This is a genomic window from Pseudomonas sp. GW823-FHT01D03 (assembly GCF_058798255.1).
The window spans coordinates 104,992-123,238 of the sequence record NZ_JBXAKK010000001.1 but is presented as its reverse complement, the minus strand read 5'-3'; the positions used below and the strand labels follow the sequence as shown (position 1 = coordinate 123,238).

13 protein-coding genes are annotated in these 18,247 nt (G+C 60.9%); 7 read left to right on the top strand and 6 right to left on the bottom strand.

Translation table 11 applies throughout. The features are described from left to right. Nucleotides 1–75: 75 nt before the first annotated feature. From AC1RBR_RS00555 to aspA, 4 genes are all read right to left on the bottom strand, one after another. A complete protein-coding gene (locus tag AC1RBR_RS00555; RefSeq protein ID WP_492562477.1) occupies nucleotides 76–4,698 on the bottom strand; it encodes a hypothetical protein in 4,623 nt (1,540 codons plus the stop codon). Between the two features lie 133 nt (nucleotides 4,699–4,831). Next, complete coding sequence (locus AC1RBR_RS00550; RefSeq protein ID WP_492562476.1) at nucleotides 4,832–5,836, bottom strand: asparaginase; 1,005 nt, start codon at nucleotides 5,834–5,836, stop codon at nucleotides 4,832–4,834. Nucleotides 5,837–6,007: 171 nt separating this feature from the next. Beyond that, a complete protein-coding gene (locus AC1RBR_RS00545; protein ID WP_095137743.1) occupies nucleotides 6,008–7,453 on the bottom strand; it encodes an alanine/glycine:cation symporter family protein in 1,446 nt (481 codons plus the stop codon). Between the two features lie 533 nt (nucleotides 7,454–7,986). After that, complete coding sequence (aspA, locus tag AC1RBR_RS00540) at nucleotides 7,987–9,411, bottom strand: aspartate ammonia-lyase (protein WP_003229645.1); 1,425 nt, start codon at nucleotides 9,409–9,411, stop codon at nucleotides 7,987–7,989. Nucleotides 9,412–9,591: 180 nt separating this feature from the next. Here aspA and AC1RBR_RS00535 point away from each other — a divergent pair, with 180 nt between their 5' ends. The 5 genes from AC1RBR_RS00535 (at nucleotide 9,592) to AC1RBR_RS00515 (ending at nucleotide 13,411) form a co-directional block, all read left to right on the top strand. After that, a complete protein-coding gene (locus AC1RBR_RS00535; RefSeq protein WP_095137742.1) occupies nucleotides 9,592–10,500 on the top strand; it encodes a LysR substrate-binding domain-containing protein in 909 nt (302 codons plus the stop codon). Nucleotides 10,501–10,833: 333 nt separating this feature from the next. Beyond that, the gene (gene purE / locus AC1RBR_RS00530; RefSeq protein WP_003229641.1) at nucleotides 10,834–11,325 is read left to right on the top strand and encodes a 5-(carboxyamino)imidazole ribonucleotide mutase; all 492 of its coding nucleotides are present in this window, start codon (nucleotides 10,834–10,836) and stop codon (nucleotides 11,323–11,325) included. A 10-nt stretch (nucleotides 11,326–11,335) separates the two neighbouring features. After that, entirely contained in the window at nucleotides 11,336–12,418 is a 1,083-nt protein-coding gene (locus AC1RBR_RS00525; protein ID WP_047596872.1) for a 5-(carboxyamino)imidazole ribonucleotide synthase, read from the top strand. A gap of 117 nt (nucleotides 12,419–12,535) precedes the next feature. Then, a complete protein-coding gene (locus AC1RBR_RS00520; RefSeq protein WP_003229635.1) occupies nucleotides 12,536–12,781 on the top strand; it encodes a GlsB/YeaQ/YmgE family stress response membrane protein in 246 nt (81 codons plus the stop codon). Nucleotides 12,782–12,874: 93 nt separating this feature from the next. After that, entirely contained in the window at nucleotides 12,875–13,411 is a 537-nt protein-coding gene (locus AC1RBR_RS00515) for a DUF3299 domain-containing protein (RefSeq protein WP_492562473.1), read from the top strand. A 124-nt stretch (nucleotides 13,412–13,535) separates the two neighbouring features. Here AC1RBR_RS00515 and AC1RBR_RS00510 read toward each other — a convergent pair whose 3' ends face one another. Both AC1RBR_RS00510 and AC1RBR_RS00505 read right to left on the bottom strand, forming a co-directional pair. After that, a complete protein-coding gene (locus tag AC1RBR_RS00510; RefSeq protein WP_492562471.1) occupies nucleotides 13,536–14,435 on the bottom strand; it encodes a D-hexose-6-phosphate mutarotase in 900 nt (299 codons plus the stop codon). Nucleotides 14,436–14,493: 58 nt separating this feature from the next. After that, nucleotides 14,494–14,898 (bottom strand): acyl-CoA thioesterase, encoded by a 405-nt coding sequence (locus AC1RBR_RS00505; RefSeq protein ID WP_003229628.1) that lies wholly within the window; start codon nucleotides 14,896–14,898, stop codon nucleotides 14,494–14,496. Nucleotides 14,899–15,275: 377 nt separating this feature from the next. Here AC1RBR_RS00505 and AC1RBR_RS00500 point away from each other — a divergent pair, with 377 nt between their 5' ends. Both AC1RBR_RS00500 and AC1RBR_RS00495 read left to right on the top strand, forming a co-directional pair. Further along, entirely contained in the window at nucleotides 15,276–16,574 is a 1,299-nt protein-coding gene (locus AC1RBR_RS00500; RefSeq protein ID WP_492562470.1) for an MFS transporter, read from the top strand. 234 nt (nucleotides 16,575–16,808) lie between these two features. Further along, nucleotides 16,809–17,807, top strand: coding sequence for a phosphate ABC transporter substrate-binding protein PstS (locus AC1RBR_RS00495; protein ID WP_095137738.1), 999 nt, complete (start codon nucleotides 16,809–16,811; stop codon nucleotides 17,805–17,807). The last annotated feature ends 440 nt before the right edge of the window (nucleotides 17,808–18,247 follow it).

Below are 18,247 nucleotides of genomic sequence, written 5' to 3'. Positions count from 1 at the left end.
AGAGGCAGCAAGTAGCGTGCCGTGCACGACGCCCACAGGCAGGAGTGACGTCGTGCACGGTCCTCGGTGTATGCCTTAGCTCGCGCTGAAAAACAGCTGTCGGGCCTGCTCCACGCCGATCATGCTGCGGTAGTACGCCAGCCGTTCGTTCCGGCTCAACCCGCGAGTGCTGTCGGCATCGGATCCCAGTTGCCGCTCCTGCGGGGTTTTCAGACGTGCAGAGAGAAAGGCTTTGTCCGGCACCCATGAGGTGGAGTACAGAAAGTGCGCGTACCACAGCACCTTGCGCGTGGTCTGATCAGTGATGCTGTATTCGTCCAGGTAGAGCGCCTTGCCGCCCTTGAGGCGGCGTCGACTGACAGTTTTTGCAATACGGATGGTGTCGTTGGCCTGGAGCCAGGCGACACCCGATGGTGTGGGTGACTGTGCCCTGGTCATCCCCGACATGGCGCTTTTGGCCTGCTGATAAAGGCTGTCGACTGCATCGCTCAGTGCCTTGTTCAGCACCGCAGCCGAACGTTGACCGCTTTCGGTGGCGTTACTGTCGGTCAGAGCCTGTTCAATGGCCGCGCTGACGTGTTCCAGTTGCAGGGCGTGCTGGTGAAACAGGTACTCGATACCGACCGCCGAGCGTCCGGCCTGCTTCATGAGTTCGTTCATGCGCAGGGTGAACGCCGGCAGGCCGTCGAGCAGGTCCTGCCCCTTGTTCAGGCTGGTTTCGAGCGCTGGCGTCGGCGTCGGCAAGGCAGTGCTGATACGTTCGACCCACACCCCGGGAGTTTTTTGATGAAAGGTCGAGATGACCTTGTCCGTGAGCGGTGACTTGATGTCGACCAGGTCGGTTTCCAGGCCCTGTGCCGTCAGGCGCGGCTCGCCGATCAGCACGCCGTTGTAGCGGGTGCGGATGAACTTCTTTTTCGGCCTTGGCGGTTGCACGGGGAGCGCCGGGCGGCTGCGCAGGGTGTCGCGCTCTTCGAGCAACAGCACCAGGTTGTGGCGGGCGCTGCGGTTGAATTGCTCGAGCTGTTGGCGAAGGTTTGTCAGCGGTGCCTCTTGCACACTGTCAGCGAACGCGGACTTGAAGTCTGCCAGGCGCTCGTCGAGTACGTTGAATTGTTCGATCAGATCGTTGAGGCAGTCGATGCGTTCGTCGAGCCGGGAAACGCTGCGCTCCTCGAGGGTGTCGCGCAGTGCCTGAACGGCGATATCGGCGGTATCGACAATCTGGTCGAGACTGAGCCAGGCATCCGCGGCGGTCGCTACCGAGTGTTCGGGCAGGCAGACATTGCGCGCCAGTGTCACCTGCAGTGCCTTGAGATCCTCGATCGAGTACGCCGGGAGTGCCTTGCGGGTCAGTTGAATCAAGCGCAAGCCGTCTCTCTCGAACTCTTTGAGTTGCACCAGTTGTGCCTGGATCTGCTCCAGACGCGTGATCATGTCCAGATTGAGCTCAAGCATCTGCCGCGTTTCGGCAATATGCCGGTTCTGGGGCTGTTCAGCCTGTTCTTCGAGATGATTGAGTACGCTGCGCAATGTCGGCGTGAACAGGGTCAGCGCTTCGCGAATCCCTGCATGGATGAGTTCGAGCTGCGCCTTCAGGTAGCTCAGGGATCTCTGTTGGTAGTCAGCCGTTGGCGAGAATACATGCAACGCCTTGAGATCGCTCAACGCCTGGGCATAAGCGACGCGTTGCCTGTCCAGAGACTGTAGAAAGAGCTGGCGGTGGGCCGCAGCGGTCTGAGCGGTGGCAGCGTTCATTGCCTGGCGGACCTGTTCCAGCTCGCCTTGCGCTGCCGCTTTACGGCTTTCGAAGGCGGTCAGGCGGGTGCGCAGTTTTTCCGCTTCGATGCGGCGCTGTGCTTCAGCCAGTTGTGTCAGGCCGGTTGAGCCGCCACCGCGCAGGCGCAGTCGGGTATCAACGAACCATTCGCCACGCAGATTGCCGATCAGGGCTGGGCCGGTATGGGTTGGATCCTGCGGATCGATGATCATGACGGTGCCGTTTTCGTCCACCGCGACCTCGAACCAGTCATGGCCCACCGGGGCGTACCATTTGCTGTTGTAGCTGTAGAGATTGCGATAGAGCCCTGGCGTGGTGTTGGCGCTACCCAGACGTTGCGGGCGAAGGGTTTTGAAGTGCGACAGCACGGTGCCCAGACTTGCAGGCGTGCGGTTCGCGGCGCCGCTGATATTCAGGGTCTGCTGCAGGTCAGCGGTTTCATGGGGAGCACTTTTTTCCAGTTGCTGCACGGTAATTTCAGTGGTCGTGGGGTCAGGGCTTTTCGGTGTTTCGCTTGCCGCTGTCTCATGGGCCAGTCGTGGTCGGGAGCGTCCTGCGATGTGCAACGTGATCGCCATCCCCAGATTGAGCAGAACCTCGGTGAACGCTGACCATTGCGCTGAGGAGTCATCCTGCTCCCGGGCTTCCTTCAGGGCTTGCAGTTGCTCCATCACCTGCCAGATCCACGTCGCGACACCCACCGTGCGTCCGAGGAACGGCAAGACGGCATTGAACAGGGTCCATCCGGCCCGTTTGAAACTGGCCCAGCGACTTTCCGCATTTGACACCGACTGGCGGTCGGCCAGCTCGACCAGCGCCGACGCGTTGGCTTTGTACAGAGCGTCTGGCAGATCGCCCTCCACGGTCTTTCTACCGAGGCTGATCGGCCCGCTCATGATGGTCATTTTTTCCGCATCCACCAGAAACTCGGTGACGGCCCAGGGCGAGGGCAACGTGCTTGGAAACACATAATTGGCGTAGTCGCTGCGCACGCTGTCCGGGAGCCAGGCGAGCACCGAGTCACGCAGGCTGGCGGATTGCTGAATGGCGTACAGCAAGTTGCTGGGGGAAGGGTATTGGGTCAACGGCTGGTCGAGCATCGGCCGATACAGCAGGCACGGCCCGGCGCTCGGGTCTTCAGGTCCGATCACGAACATGTTGGCGACTTCGTCATGGCTGCCGTCTGCTCTGCGTCGAGGAACGAAAGCCAGAGGCCGCATGACGATGGTCTGGTCCTCGACCCTGCGATGGGTGCTGTCGGGGTCCAGCACTGCGACGACATAGCGGTAACCGCGCGCGTCGACACCGGCCTTGCCGCGAATTTTCAATTGCAGGGCCAGCAGCGGCAACTGGATGCGCAGGTGCTGAGTGAACAGTGCCTGGCGCCCGGCGGATGCAGGCGTGGTGTCGACCAACTGGCTCTTGATCAGCGCCGGATAGGTCGTACCGATATTCGCGCGGGTTACCAGGTCTTCCAGATAGCTTACGGTCAGCCATGTGGGAAATGGCTTGCCACGGGTGGAGTGCAGGGTCTTGTTGCCTACCGGTACTGCAATCAGATTCTGCAAGGCCAGATCGGTGACGCTGAAATTGTAGGTCTCGATTTTTCCCGGAACAGTAAAGGTGCCCCAGATCACCGGACTTTTGACCCGCAACTGGATCGACTCAAGGGCTGTTTCCAGATCGGTACGCTGCGCATCGGCGTGCTCGCGAAGGGTCTCGGCATGCAAGGCGTTCATTTCACTCAGCGCGTATTCGCTGATTGGCAGGATGCCATCCAGATAGGATTTGCCGTTGTTCTGGCTGTGCAGCGCAGCCAGATCCTTCAAGTGCCGGGAATAGTTGTTCAGATCCGGCAGTGACGCAGCACTGAGCCAGTCAGGCAGGGCATCCTGGAACCAGCTCAATGGCGGGCCGGGCTTTTTCACCGTTGCGTCGACTTGCGGGGTGGCCGTGGACAATGGCTTGTCGAGTGGCGCAGGTGTGGCAGGAGAAAAATCCAGCGCGCCGATCACATCGATCTGAATCGAGACCAGTGCGCACGCCTGATAATCGAAGATGCTGCCCGAGGGTTCCAGTAAGCGCCATTTCAGTTGCTGGTATGGCTGGAGGTTGCTGACATGCTCAGGCAAGGATTTGCCCAGTTCATCAAGAGAGTCGAACTTCTGATAACCCTTGAGCAGCGAGTGGGCGAGGATCACCGTTTTTCCCTGCTGTGTGCCGATCAGCACCGCCATCGATACTTCGTTCAAGTGCTTCACGGTATCGTCATCGACCAGGTCAATGGCGATCAGGCAGGCGCTGCTTTGGTAGGGATCATCGATTTTCCTGCTGGGCAGATCCGCATTGCGATACAGCGTGCGGGCCATGGCGCAATCGCTCTCGCTCCAGCCTTGTACCTGATCGACGTTCCAGATCTCGCGCAGGGTGTCCGACAGCGCATGCCAGCGCGGGCCGGTGCTGTCGTCGGCGCTGTTCCAGTACGCCAGCTGTTGCTCCTGAAACGCGGTGAGCATGACCGGTGCCAGCAGGTTGAGCAGGCTGGCGATTTCGTCGACCCGTACCGGTAAGTGGACGGCCGGCTCGCTGATCGGTTGTTGCGTCAGAAAGTGTTCACCTTCGATATACAGCGTCGGCGTGCCCTGCACGACCTGGGCGGCGAGAATTTCGGTCAAGGCCTGGTAGGTCGGATTTCCGGCAACGATCTGCTCGTCGACGATGGACCATTGCGGCGTGCCGATCATGGTAATGCTCGGCTCCAGATCAAGTGCGGGATACAGCTTACGCAAGTGCTCGCGCAGCAGCACGGCGGCCACGTCGCGTAAGTCGGGGCCGACACTCAGTTGAGTGATCAGGGCTTCGGTAGGATGGTGGCCGGCGGCAGGCGGCCGGGTGGAGCGTGTGATTGCTGAACTCATGGTGCGTCCCTGCGTTCTGGTATGGAGGCGTTCCCGAGGACAAGCCTCGGGGTCGCTCCATGCTAGGGGGCACGTTGCAGCGTTGGTGGTAGATATGTAGGGGGCGCCGGATTATTCCGGCGCCGGACACGGCTCAGCGCAGCTCGCCACACAGGTCGAGTTCGATCAGGCGTCGTACTTCGGCGTTGTCCAGACCCGCACCGAGCAAGCCGTGCAGCTTGCCGAACGCTGCTTCGCGGGTCATGCCGCCGCCGGACAACACGCCAACACCACGCAACCGGCTGCCGGCCTCGTAAACGTCCAGCTCGACCCCGCCTTCATGGCACTGCGTGACCGCAACCACCACCACACCGTTGTCCCGCGCGCGGCCAAGGCTGGCGAGAAATTCGCTATCGTCGCTCGGCCCGGTGCCGCTGCCGTAGCATTCCAGTACCAGCCCCTGAATGCCGCTGGCCAGCAGACCGTCGACAATCCCGGCGCCGATGCCGGGGAACAGCGGCAGTACCGCGACGTTGACCAGTTGTTTTGCCTGGCTGTAGTTCAACGCGGCTGGAATCGACGGTGCTTTCACTCCGCCGCCCTGACGTTCGAGGCGCTTGAACGGATGCCGGCCGAAGCTGCGCACTTTCGCGCAGCGCGTCGGCGCCAGCAGCTCGCCGTGGAAGTACAGGTGCACGCCCGGCGCCAGACCCTGGCCCAAGGCAACCAGTGCGCCGCCGAGGTTTTCCCAGGCATCGCTGTCGGTGACGCCGGCCGGCAGCATCGAGCCGGTGAAACACACACGGGCATGCAGGCCGAGCAACTGAAAGCTCATCGCCGCGGCGCTGTAGGCGAGGGTGTCGGTGCCGTGCAGGATCAGCACGCTGTCGCAGCCTTGCACGTCCACGGCATCGACTACCGCTTCACGCAGTTGCTGCCAGTAGGCCGGGGTCATGTTGGCGCTGTCGATCAGCGGCGACATTTCCCGAAAGCGCCACTGTGGCACCACCAGTTCGGGCTGGCTGTGCAGGTACTCGCGCATCCGCGCTTCGAAACCGGAGGCCGGGGCAAGGCCATTGGCACTGGCCTGCATGCCGATGGTGCCACCGGTGTAGAGCACCATGACGTGTTGGGCGGCGGGAAAGGAATTGGCAATCATCTGAGGGTCTCCACAAGAGATGACATTGTAGGAGTGAGCCTGCTCGCGATAGCGGTTCATCATTCAACATTGATGTTGGCTGAAAGACAGCTATCGCGAGCAGGCTCGCTCCTACAAGTTATTGCATCACAATAACTGACGGGCGCAGGGGATGCGCCCGTCATTCACCTGTCAGCGTTGCGCTGCAGGAACGCCTTGCGGCTCGACTGCGGTCTTGTCGGCGGCTGGCGCCTCGGTCGGCCAGGCCTTCAGGTCCAGATCCAGATCGGCAAATTTGCTGGAGTCGAATACCGGCTGCTTGATGCCGGCGCGGCGCTGCTCGTCGTAGTCGCGCATCACGCGCATGCCGACCTTGAACAGCATGGCCAGGGCCATCAGGTTGACGAAGGCCAGGCAGGTCATGGTGATGTCGGCGAAGGCGAACACGGTCGACAGATCCTGCATCGAACCCCATACCACCAGCGCCAGGACCAGACCGCGGAACACCATCAGCAAGGCGCGGTTGCGGCTGAGGAACTGCAGGCTGTTTTCGCCCAAGTAGTAGTTGTAGAGGATGCAGGTGAAGACGAACAGCGACAGCGCAACGCTGACGAAGATGCGACCCCAGTCACCGACCACGGCGGCCAGCGAGTTCTGGGTCAGGACGATGCCGTCACCTTCGAAGCCCGGGGTGTAGAAGCCCGACAACAGGATCAGCAGCGCGGTGCAGGTGCAGATCACGAAAGTGTCGAGGAACACGCTGAAGGCCTGAACCACACCCTGAGCGCCCGGGTGTTTCACCGAGGCCACGGCGGCGACGTTCGGCGCACTGCCCAGGCCCGCTTCGTTGGCGAACACGCCACGCTTCACGCCCATGACGATGGCGCTGCCGAGCAGGCCGCCGAAGGCCGGGTCGAGGCCGAAGGCGCTCTTGAAGATGGTTTCCAGCATGGCTGGCACGTGTTCGATCTGGGTGCCGATCACGTACAGGGTCACGCCGATGTAGGCCAGGGTCTTGACCGGTACCAGCAGGTCGGACACTGCAGCGATGCGCTTGATGCCGCCGATGAAGGTGATGGCCAGCAGCACCGCCAGGACGATCCCGGTGTGGCTTGGGTCGAAGGCGAAGGCGTTCTGTAGCGAGTGGGTCACGGTGTAGGACTGCAGGCCGATGAAGGCGAAGCCGTAGGTGACCAGCAGCAGGACCGAGAAGACCACTGCCATGCCTTTCAACTTCAGGCCGTGCTGGATGTAGTAGGCCGGGCCGCCACGGTACAGGCCGTCGCCATCGGCGCGCTTGTAGACCTGAGCCAGGGTGCATTCGAAGAAGCTGCTGGACATGCCGACCAGTGCGGTCACCCACATCCAGAACACCGCACCCGGACCACCGAGGGTCACGGCGATGCCGACACCGGCGATGTTGCCTGCACCGACGCGGCCGGCGAGGCTGAGCATCAGGGCCTGGAACGAGCTGAGTTGGCCGCCGCTGCTTTTCAGGCTGTCGCGGAATACCGCGAACATGTGGAAGAAGTGCCGCAATTGAACGAAACGCGAGCGAATCGTGAAGTAGCTACCGAGCCCGACAATGAGCACGATCAGTACTTTCCCTGAGAGGAAGTCGTTGATGACTTCGAGCATGGATTTTTCCTCGCTGTTTTTTGTGTAAGCAAATGCTGGATGTTCAGAAACATCGCGTTACACCGGTTTGCGCGCGGCACGACAGGTGAGGCGAAGGTTTCGTCCCGGATCCATTTCGCGGGTTTGTTATTAGTTCGGGTTTCGCATGGGTTATGGCCTCGTTACCGACGACCGCTCACGCGAAGAGGGGCGGCACTATACCGATCAGTGCGGCGCCCGTCTGCACGCTCGTGGTGCAAGCGACGAAACGAAGCGTTGAAACACCCGGCGTTACCGGCGCCGGGCTTGTGCGGGAACTGCTCTTTTGTGGGAGCGGGCTTGCTCGCGAATGCGGTGTGTCAGGTTCATTCTGGTCGACTGACACGACGCCTTCGCGAGCAAGCCCGCTCCCACATGAAGCAGTCCCCAGACATACGGGTCTCAGGATCAGAAAGTTAAAAAAAAGGGCTTGGGGACTGATCCCCAAGCCCTCAAAAGGTGAGAGGTGTCTAGTCCCTCGACCTGGTGAGCGGTGCTACAAATTACGCGTCGGCTCAGGCTTTGAGCGGAACCAGACGCGGGGCAATCATGTTTTCCGGGCGCAGGATGTCGGCGAGCATGGCTTCGTCGAGCAGACCTTCTTCGCGCACCAGTTCCAGCACGCCGCGGCCGCTTTCAAGAGCAATACGGGCGATGCGGGTGGCGTTTTTGTAGCCGATGTACGGGTTCAGCGCGGTGACCAGACCGATCGAGTGTTCGACCAGTTCGCGGCAGCGGGCTTCGTTGGCGGTGATGCCGACGATGCAGTGCTCGCGCAGCATGTCCATGGCGCGTTGCAGCAGACGGATCGAGTCGAGGATCTTGAACGCGATCAGCGGCTCCATCACGTTCAACTGCAGTTGGCCGCCTTCGGCTGCCATGGTCAGCGCCAGATCGTTACCGATGACCTGGAAGGCCACCTGATTAACGGCTTCCGGAATTACCGGGTTGACCTTGCCTGGCATGATCGAACTGCCTGGCTGACGCGCTGGCAGGTTGATCTCGTTGATGCCGGTGCGTGGGCCGCTGGACAGCAGGCGCAGGTCGTTGCAGATCTTCGACAGCTTGACCGCGGTGCGCTTGAGCATGCCGGAGAACAGCACGAAGGCGCCCATGTCGGAGGTGGCTTCGATCAGGTCGGCGGCCGGCACCAGCGGTTGACCGCTGATCAGCGCCAGACGCTGTACTGCCAGCGCTTGATAACGCGGGTCGGCGTTGATGCCGGTACCGATCGCGGTGCCGCCCAGGTTCACTTCAGTCAGCAGTTCCGGGGCCAGCGTCTTCAGACGGGCCAGGTCTTCGCCCATGGTGGTGGCGAACGCACGGAATTCTTGACCCAGGGTCATCGGTACGGCGTCTTGCAGCTGGGTACGACCCATCTTCAGCACGTGGTTGAATTCTTCACCTTTGGCCGCGAATGCCTGAATCAGGCTGTCAAGGCTGGCCAGCAGCGCGTCGTGACCCAGCAGCAGACCCAGACGGATCGCGGTCGGGTAGGCGTCGTTGGTCGACTGCGCCATGTTGACGTCGTCGTTCGGGTGCAGGTACTGGTACTCGCCTTTCTGGTGACCCATTGCTTCGAGCGCAATGTTGGCGATCACTTCGTTGGCGTTCATGTTGGTGGAAGTACCGGCGCCACCTTGAATCATGTCGACCACGAACTCTTCGTGGAAATCACCGCGGATCAATCGGGCACAGGCTTCGCTGATGGCAGCGTGCTTGGCTTCGCTCAGATGACCCAACTCACGGTTGGCGTCAGCGGCGGCCTGTTTGACCATCGCCAGACCGACAACCAGTTTCGGGTAATGCGAAATCGGAACGCCGGAGAGACGGAAGTTGTTCACCGCTCGCAGGGTCTGGATGCCGTAATACGCTTGAGCCGGTACTTCGAGGGCGCCAAGCAGGTCGTTTTCTGTGCGGAAAGATGCAGCGGAGGACATGATAGAAATCATCTCGATATGGACCCGGTCTGTGCCGGAACGCTGCGAATGCTAGGCTTGTGGGATTTTTTGGGCCAATGCTGTTAAACACTGGCCTATGCACATTCGGCATAATGCCCGTGTGACGCCGCGTGCGCGGCAGACGTGTGACCTGTTTTGGTGCGTTCCCGGGAGGGCGTGATGAATCTGGAAAGCAAATGGCTTGAGGACTTCAGTGCTCTGGCCGCCACCCGCAGCTTCTCGCAGGCAGCCGAACGGCGCTTCGTGACCCAGCCGGCGTTCAGTCGACGGATCCGCAGCCTGGAAGCGGCGCTTGGGCTGACGCTGGTCAACCGCTCGCGCACGCCGATCGAACTGACGGCAGCGGGGCAGCTGTTTCTGGTGACCGCGCGCACCGTGGTCGAACAGCTCGGCGAAGTGCTGCGCCACCTGCATCACCTGGAAGGCGGGCAGGGCGAAGTGATGCAAGTCGCCGCCGCCCACTCTTTGGCGCTGGGCTTCTTCCCGCGCTGGATTGCGCAACTGCGCAACGAAGGGCTGAACATCGCCACGCGATTGGTGGCAACCAACGTCGGCGACGCGGTGCATGCGTTGCGCGAAGGCGGCTGCGACCTGATGCTGGCGTTCTACGATCCGGACGCGGCGATGCAGATGGACCCGGAAATCTTCCCGTCGCTGCACCTGGGCCAGACCGAAATGCTGCCGGTGTGCGCGGCGGATGCCGAGGGCAAGCCGCTGTTCGATCTGGAGGGCGACGCCAGCGTACCGCTGCTGGCGTACAGCGCCGGGGCGTTTCTCGGGCGTTCGGTGAATGGATTATTGCGCCAGCGTCAGCTGCGCTTTACCACTATTTACGAAACCGCGATGGCTGACAGCTTGAAGAGCATGGCGCTGGAAGGCCTGGGGATTGCCTGGGTACCGCAACTGAGCGTACGTGCCGAGCTGGCTCGTGGCGAGCTCGTCGTCTGCGGTGGCCCGCAATGGCACGTGCCGCTGGAGATTCGTCTGTATCGCTGCGCATTGGTGCGTAAAGCCAACGTGCGGCTGTTGTGGCGCAAGCTTGAAGGCGGCGCCGCACAAAATTCCTGACCCATCGCGGATCCAATTGTGGGAGCGGGCTTGCTCGCGAATACGGTGTGTCAGTCGAGATCCATGTATCTGACCTGACGCCTTCGCGAGCAAGCCCGCTCCCACAGGGGGGATTTGTGGTGTTTGTCGGCTGACCTTCAAGTCAATAAAACCGGGCCTTTCGCTGATTTGACGGATGGTCGTTTCGGGGGCTGTTTATTGCTTTCTTTGCGGTATACTGCGCGGCCTTCGGCCGGTACGTCCGGCCATTTTTCGTACAATCAAGCCACGCAATCCTGCGTGGCTTGTTGTTTTTGACGCGCCTGCGGGCGCCCAGAGAGAAGAGGCGCGACGATGAGTGCACTGGTTGGCGTGATCATGGGCTCCAAGTCCGATTGGTCCACCCTTAGCCACACCGCCGATATGCTGGAAAAGCTCGGCATCCCGTACGAGGTCAAGGTGGTTTCTGCCCACCGCACCCCGGATCTGCTGTTCCAGTACGCCGAAGAGGCTGAGGGCCGTGGCATCGAGGTGATCATCGCCGGTGCCGGTGGCGCAGCCCACCTGCCAGGCATGTGTGCGGCCAAGACCCACCTGCCGGTACTGGGCGTTCCGGTGCAGTCGTCGATGCTCTCGGGCGTCGATTCGCTGTTGTCGATCGTGCAGATGCCAGCGGGCATTCCGGTCGCCACCCTGGCCATCGGCAAGGCCGGCGCGATCAACGCCGCGCTGCTCTCGGCGAGCATTCTCGGCGCCAAGCATCCACAGTTCCACGCGGTACTGAAAACCTTCCGTGCCGAGCAGACAGACAGCGTCCTGGACAATCCAGACCCACGTATTGCCTGAGGTTGTTGAGATGAAGATCGGTGTAATCGGTGGCGGCCAGTTGGGTCGCATGTTGGCCCTGGCGGGTACTCCGCTGGGCATGAACTTCGCTTTTCTCGACCCTGCGCCGGACGCTTGCGCCGCCGCGCTGGGCGAACACCTGCGGGCCGATTACGGCGATCAGGATCACCTGCGCCAACTGGCCGATGAGGTCGATCTGGTGACCTTCGAGTTCGAAAGCGTTCCGGCGGAAACCGTGGCGTTCCTCTCGCAATTCGTTCCGGTCTATCCGAGCGCTGAAGCCCTGCGCATCGCTCGCGACCGCTGGTTCGAGAAGAGCATGTTCAAGGACCTGGGCATCCCGACCCCGGCCTTCGCCGACATTCAATCGCAAGCCGACCTGGATGCCGCCGTGGCGTCCATCGGTCTGCCGGCAGTGCTGAAAACCCGCACCCTGGGTTACGACGGCAAGGGCCAGAAAGTCCTGCGCAAGCCGGAAGACGTGGTCGGTACGTTCGCCGAGCTGGGCAGCGTTGCCTGCCTGCTGGAGGGCTTCGTGCCGTTCACCGGCGAAGTTTCGCTGATTGCCGTGCGTGCCCGTGATGGCGAAACGAAGTTCTACCCGTTGGTGCACAACACCCACGACAGCGGCATCCTCAAGCTGTCGGTGGCGAGCACCGATCACCCGCTGCAAGCGTTGGCTGAAGATTACTCCAGCCGTGTGCTCAAGCAACTGGACTACGTCGGTGTGATGGCGTTCGAGTTCTTTGAAGTCGACGGTGGCCTCAAGGCCAACGAAATCGCCCCGCGTGTGCACAACTCCGGGCACTGGACCACCGAAGGCGCCGAGTGCAGTCAGTTCGAAAACCACCTGCGCGCCGTTGCCGGACTGCCGCTGGGTTCGACCGCCAAAGTCGGCGAGAGCGCCATGCTCAACTTCATCGGCGTGGTTCCGCCGGTCGAGAAAGTCATCGCCATCGAAGACTGCCATCTGCATCACTACGGCAAAGCCTTCAAGGCCGGGCGCAAGGTCGGTCACGCCAACCTGCGCTGCGCCGACATGGCCACGCTGCAGGCGCAGATCGTCAAGGTCGAAGCGTTGATCGCCGAGTAACGACAGTTTCATCTGGCAGCGGCGGAACCATTCAGGGCTCGCCGTTCTCTGATGGCAGGATGCCAAAGTCTGGCTAGGCTTTGGCATATCTACTATTCAGCGTCAGAGGGAAATGCCATGGGAATTATCGGAACCATCTTTATCGGCTTGATCGTCGGCCTGCTGGCACGCTTCCTGAAACCGGGCGATGACAGCATGGGCTGGATCATGACCATCCTGCTCGGTATCGGCGGTTCGCTGGCAGCCACCTACGGCGGCCAAGCCCTGGGCATCTATCAGGCAGGTCAGGGCGCAGGCTTCATCGGCGCACTGGTCGGCGCGATCGTACTGCTGGTGATCTACGGCCTGATCAAAAAGAACTGATCCAAAGCGACAAAGCCCTCTCTGCCAAAGTGGCCGGGAGGGCTAGAATGCTCGGCGATTTATTGTTCCTTCCTTTCTATACCGAGCTCCTTCATGCGCCGTCTTCTGTTGACTCTTCTTTTGCTGGGCAGCGGTCTGGCCCACGCCGGCGAACTGCCGGAAACCGACTGGCTGGAACTGATGCCCAAATCGGACCAGAAAGCCCTCGAGGCGATGCCCGAAATCGACCACAACTCCCCGGAAGCTACTGGCACCTTCACCGAGAAGGGCGGGATGAAACAGGCCAAGGGCCTGCCGGCGGTGATGTATTCGACCAAGACCGTGGCGTCGATGAACGACAAGCACATCCGCATCGGTGGCTACCCGGTGCCGCTGGAATCCGACGCCAAGGGCCGCAGCACGCTGTTCTTCCTCGTGCCGTATCCGGGCGCCTGCATCCACGTGCCGCCACCGCCACCGAATCAACTGGTGCTGGTGCGTTATCCCAAAGGTTTGAAACTTGACGATATCTACACGCCGCTGTGGGTGACCGGCACGCTGAAGATCGAGAAGGTCAGCAATGATCTGGCTGACGCGGCGTATGCGCTGCAGGCGGACAAAGTGCGGGTGGTGCAGGAATCGGATCTCTAAGACCTGCACATAACAAATGTGGGAGGGGGCTTGCTCCCGAAAGCGGTGTGTCAGTCAAATTAATGTATCTGACACACCGCTTTCGGGAGCGAGCCCCCTCCCACAGTTTGTTTTGCGGTGTTTGTTAGAGCGGCTTGCTGGCGACACTAACGCCCATGGTGTGGCTAGCGCCCGGCGCCAAAGTCACCACATCATCCATCACATTCGCCGTCTCGATGCACAGCATGCGCTGCCAGCCATCGTTGTCCATGTCGGCCAGCACTGCCGCGCGGTCGATCCACGGGTTCCAGATCACTGCCGTGCGCGAACCGGTAGCGGTCAGCACGATGCGTCGTTCCCAGGTCGGGTCGACGATACTCAGTTGTGGCGGCGCATCGAGATAGATGCGGTCAGTTTCCCCGGCGAAATGCAACTCACCTTGCTGGCTGTGGGTTTTCCACTCATCCAGCGTTTCGATGTACTTCAAGCCGGCCACGCCATCAACGTGCACATTGCGCACATCACTGACGGCGAAATAAGTGTGTAGCGCCTGACTCAGGCTGACGGTGTCACTGCCACGGTTATGGCTGGTCAGGCTGAAGCTCAGTTGTTCGGACAAATGCAGGGTCAGGGTCAGGTCGACCTGATGCGGCCAGCCCGGCAGGCCACCTTCGGGGTAGGGCAGCCTGAATTCCACCTTGACGCCATCGGCCTCTGATTCGATGCCGCCCAGCTCCCAATCCATCGCCCGCACCAGACCGTGCGCGGGTGCCGGTTGCTCACCGGTGTACATGGCCTGCACGCTCTGCGGATTGCGTTCGAACTTGCCGAACCACGGCCAGCACACCGGCACACCGGCGCGGATGCTCTTGCCGGTCTTGAACTCGGCCTTGTCGTTGAGCCAGATGATCGGCGGCTGGCCGTCGATCTGGTAACTGAGGATGTGCGCGCCTTGCTGGGCCACCAGCACTTCGGCCTGACCGTGGCGGATGCGCCAGCAGTTCAGTTCATCCAGTTTCACGGCTTCAACGTTGGGCGTGTTCATGGGGCAACTCTCGATCAGACACTTGGGACGACTATCGACCGCAAAACCGCGGCGATGTTTAACGCGCGCGCGGTGGCACCGAGCGAGTACGACCGCTGCCGTCGATGGCGACGAAGACGAATACCGCTTCGGTCACTTTACGCCACTCGCTGGACAGCGGATCGTCGCTCCACACCTCGACCATCATCTGGATCGAGCTGCGGCCGATTTCCAGGGTCTGGGTATAAAAGGACAATTGCGCGCCCACCGCGACCGGCACCAGGAAGGCCATGCGGTCGATGGCCACGGTTGCCACACGGCCACCGGCCACGCGGCTGGCCATTGCGGTACCCGCCAGGTCCATCTGCGCCACCAGCCAGCCGCCGAAAATATCGCCAAAGCCGTTGGTTTCGCGGGGGAGTGCGGTAATTTGCAGGGCCAGGTCGCCTTGCGGGATCGGATCTTCTTGTTCGAGCTCTATCATGCCGGGGGTGCCTCTGACCCGTGACTCTTCGTTGGTATTGCTGGTGGTAGCCGTCTTCAGGAAAAACGATTCAGCACCGAACATACTGCGTTCGTCACGTTTTCCATAGGCGTCTAAAGGGGAAACTCTGCGAAACCGGCTGATCCCGTTCAAAGGCCGGACCAACGACGTTTTCGCACAGCAACCCCCTACAAACCGGAGCAAGGTTGCGAGTATATCGGTCGGTAGACTCCGCGACGACCATCGGGTTCTGATTTTGACCGGCAAATACGCGCCTCTATGTGCTTTTTCGAACAATTTGCTATGGTGCCGAACCTGCCCAAGCCACAGCCAGCGTTGTTGTGGCGGTAGATCCGCCTATAAGAGAAGCCCTTGCCATGACCACAGCGCCTTCGAGCCTCGCGCAGCCCGAGCAACCTGCACGCCCCCTGACCCGCAATGACTACAAGACTCTGTCGCTATCGGCCTTGGGCGGTGCGCTGGAGTTTTACGATTTCATCATCTTCGTGTTCTTCGCCACCGTGGTCGGCAAGCTGTTCTTCCCGGCCGACATGCCCGAGTGGCTGCGCCTGATGCAGACTTTCGGCATTTTCGCCGCCGGTTACCTCGCGCGGCCGCTGGGCGGCATCGTCATGGCGCACTTCGGCGACCTGCTGGGACGCAAGAAGATGTTCACCCTGAGCATTTTCATGATGGCCGTGCCGACCCTGATCATGGGGCTGCTGCCGACCTACGCGCAGATCGGTATGTGGGCGCCGATCCTGCTGTTGCTGATGCGAGTGATCCAAGGCGCGGCGATTGGCGGGGAAGTGCCGGGGGCGTGGGTCTTCGTTTCCGAACACGTACCGCAAAAGCACATCGGCTACGCCTGCGGGACGCTGACCAGCGGGTTGACCGCCGGCATCCTGCTCGGCTCGCTGGTCGCCACGGCAATCAACAGCATTTATACGCCGGGGGAAGTCGCGGATTACGCCTGGCGCATTCCATTCCTGCTCGGCGGCGTGTTCGGTCTGTTCTCGGTGTATCTGCGCCGCTGGCTGCACGAAACCCCGGTGTTCGCCGAGCTGCAACTGCGCAAGGCCTTGGCCGAAGAAGTGCCGCTGCGCGCGGTACTGCGTGACCATCGCGGGGCGATTGCGATCTCGATGCTGCTGACCTGGCTGCTGTCCGCCGGGATCGTCGTGTTGATTCTGATGACCCCGACCGTGCTGCAGACGGTCTATCACTTCTCGCCAACGGTGGCGCTGCAATCGAACAGCCTGGCCATCGTGTTTCTGAGCTTTGGCTGCATCATCTCCGGCGCCCTGGCCGACCGGCTCGGCGCCGGCCGGGTGTTTGTCTTCGGTTGCCTGGGCTTGCTGATCAGCTCCTGGACCTTCTATCACAGCCTCGCCGATCATCCGAACTGGTTGTTCCCGCTGTATGCGCTGACCGGCTTGCTGGTCGGCACCATCGGTGCGGTCCCATACGTGATGGTCAAGGCGTTCCCGCCGGTGGTGCGCTTCAGCGGGCTGTCGTTCTCGTACAACGTGGCGTACGCGATCTTCGGTGGCCTGACGCCGATGGTGGTCAGCCTTCTGCTGAAAGAAAGCGCGATGGGCCCGGCTTACTATGTGGCGGTGCTGTGCACGATGGGGATTCTTGTTGGCGCGTGGCTCTGGAACAAGGGGCGCTGATCCGGAATTTCCTCCAGTAGTACCGGCCCCTTCGCGAGCAAGCCCGCTCCCACATTTGGAATGCATTTCAAACTGTGGGAGCGGGCTTGCTCGCGAAGGGGCGCACCACGAATCATCCAGTAAAACCTCGATGCTGGCCTTTCATCCAATTGTCATATTTCAGCCATAGAGTGTTCACACGGCCTGCTGATACTTGGCCCCGACTTAACACACCCTATCTGCTAGGAGTAAGGCATGAAACTGAAGCGTTTGATGGCGGCAATGACTTTTGTCGCTGCTGGCGTTGCGACTGCCAACGCGGTTGCCGCTGTTGACCCTGCTATCCCGAGCTACACCAAAACCACTGGTGTGTCGGGCAACCTGTCCAGCGTCGGCTCCGATACCCTGGCTAACCTCATGACCCTGTGGGCTGAGAACTACAAGAAAGAATACCCGAACGTAAACATCCAGATTCAGGCCGCTGGCTCCGCCACCGCGCCACCTGCGCTGACTGAAGGTACCTCCAACCTGGGCCCGATGAGCCGCAAGATGAAGGACACCGAACTGGCGGCCTTCGAGCAGAAGTACGGCTACAAGCCAACCGCTATCCCGGTTGCCGTGGACGCCCTGGCGGTGTTCGTGCACAAGGACAACCCGATTCAGCACCTGACCATGGAACAGGTTGACGCGATCTTCTCGTCGACCCGTCTGTGCGGCGCCAAAGCCGACGTGAAAACCTGGGGTGAGCTGGGCGTAACCGGCGACCTGGCCAACAAGCCGGTTCAGCTGTTCGGTCGTAACTCGGTATCCGGCACCTACGGCTACTTCAAAGAAGAAGCCCTGTGCAAAGGTGACTACAAGCCAAACGTCAACGAACAACCAGGCTCGGCTTCGGTCGTGCAGTCGATCAGCTCCTCGCTGAACGGCATCGGTTACTCGGGCATCGGCTACAAAACCGCTAGCGTGAAGACCGTACCTCTGGCCAAGAAAGGCAGTACGGACTTCATCGAAGACACCGAAGAAAACGCCCTGAACGGCAAGTACCCGCTGTCGCGCTTCCTCTACGTTTACGTCAACAAAGCCCCGAACAAGCCTCTGGCCCCGCTGGAAGCCGAGTTCGTGAAACTGGTTCTGTCCAAACAGGGCCAGGAAGTCGTAGTCAAGGACGGTTACATCCCGTTGCCAGCCAAAGTCGCTGCCAAAGCACTGGCTGATCTGGGCTTGCAAGAAGGCGCTGCAGTCGTAAAGAAGTAACAAATTGAGTCCGAAATAAACACCTTCGGACTCCGGTGTGGGAGCGGGCTTGCTCGCGAAGAGGCCTTCAGATTCAGCATCTTCATTGACTGAATCACCGCTTTCGCGAGCAAGCCCGCTCCCACACAACCCTCGAATTTTTCGATCCTCCTCCAGTATCCCGCTGGCGGTGGATTTGCTGCGTCACTGCACTGTCATCTTTCTGTCATACAGGATCGCTAGGGTGAGCGCATGAATGATCTGGCCAATTCCCAAATGACTACTAATCCTCCCAAGCGCATTGATTTCAATACGCCTGAGCTGCAACGCAAGCGCCGCATTCGCGCGCTCAAGGATCGCTTCACCCGTTGGTACGTCCTCGTTGGCGGTCTGGCGGTGCTGGCAGCCATCACCCTGATCTTCTTCTTCCTCGCCTACGTCGTTGCACCGTTGTTCCAGGG

Coding starts and splice junctions, on each gene's coding strand:
- AC1RBR_RS00555 (WP_492562477.1), bottom strand. CDS start 4,698: ATGAGTTCAGCAATCACACGCTCCACCCGGCCGCCTGCCGCCGGCCAC.
- AC1RBR_RS00550 (WP_492562476.1), bottom strand. CDS start 5,836: ATGATTGCCAATTCCTTTCCCGCCGCCCAACACGTCATGGTGCTCTAC.
- AC1RBR_RS00545 (WP_095137743.1), bottom strand. CDS start 7,453: ATGCTCGAAGTCATCAACGACTTCCTCTCAGGGAAAGTACTGATCGTG.
- aspA (WP_003229645.1), bottom strand. CDS start 9,411: ATGTCCTCCGCTGCATCTTTCCGCACAGAAAACGACCTGCTTGGCGCC.
- AC1RBR_RS00535 (WP_095137742.1), top strand. CDS start 9,592: ATGAATCTGGAAAGCAAATGGCTTGAGGACTTCAGTGCTCTGGCCGCC.
- purE (WP_003229641.1), top strand. CDS start 10,834: ATGAGTGCACTGGTTGGCGTGATCATGGGCTCCAAGTCCGATTGGTCC.
- AC1RBR_RS00525 (WP_047596872.1), top strand. CDS start 11,336: ATGAAGATCGGTGTAATCGGTGGCGGCCAGTTGGGTCGCATGTTGGCC.
- AC1RBR_RS00520 (WP_003229635.1), top strand. CDS start 12,536: ATGGGAATTATCGGAACCATCTTTATCGGCTTGATCGTCGGCCTGCTG.
- AC1RBR_RS00515 (WP_492562473.1), top strand. CDS start 12,875: ATGCGCCGTCTTCTGTTGACTCTTCTTTTGCTGGGCAGCGGTCTGGCC.
- AC1RBR_RS00510 (WP_492562471.1), bottom strand. CDS start 14,435: ATGAACACGCCCAACGTTGAAGCCGTGAAACTGGATGAACTGAACTGC.
- AC1RBR_RS00505 (WP_003229628.1), bottom strand. CDS start 14,898: ATGATAGAGCTCGAACAAGAAGATCCGATCCCGCAAGGCGACCTGGCC.
- AC1RBR_RS00500 (WP_492562470.1), top strand. CDS start 15,276: ATGACCACAGCGCCTTCGAGCCTCGCGCAGCCCGAGCAACCTGCACGC.
- AC1RBR_RS00495 (WP_095137738.1), top strand. CDS start 16,809: ATGAAACTGAAGCGTTTGATGGCGGCAATGACTTTTGTCGCTGCTGGC.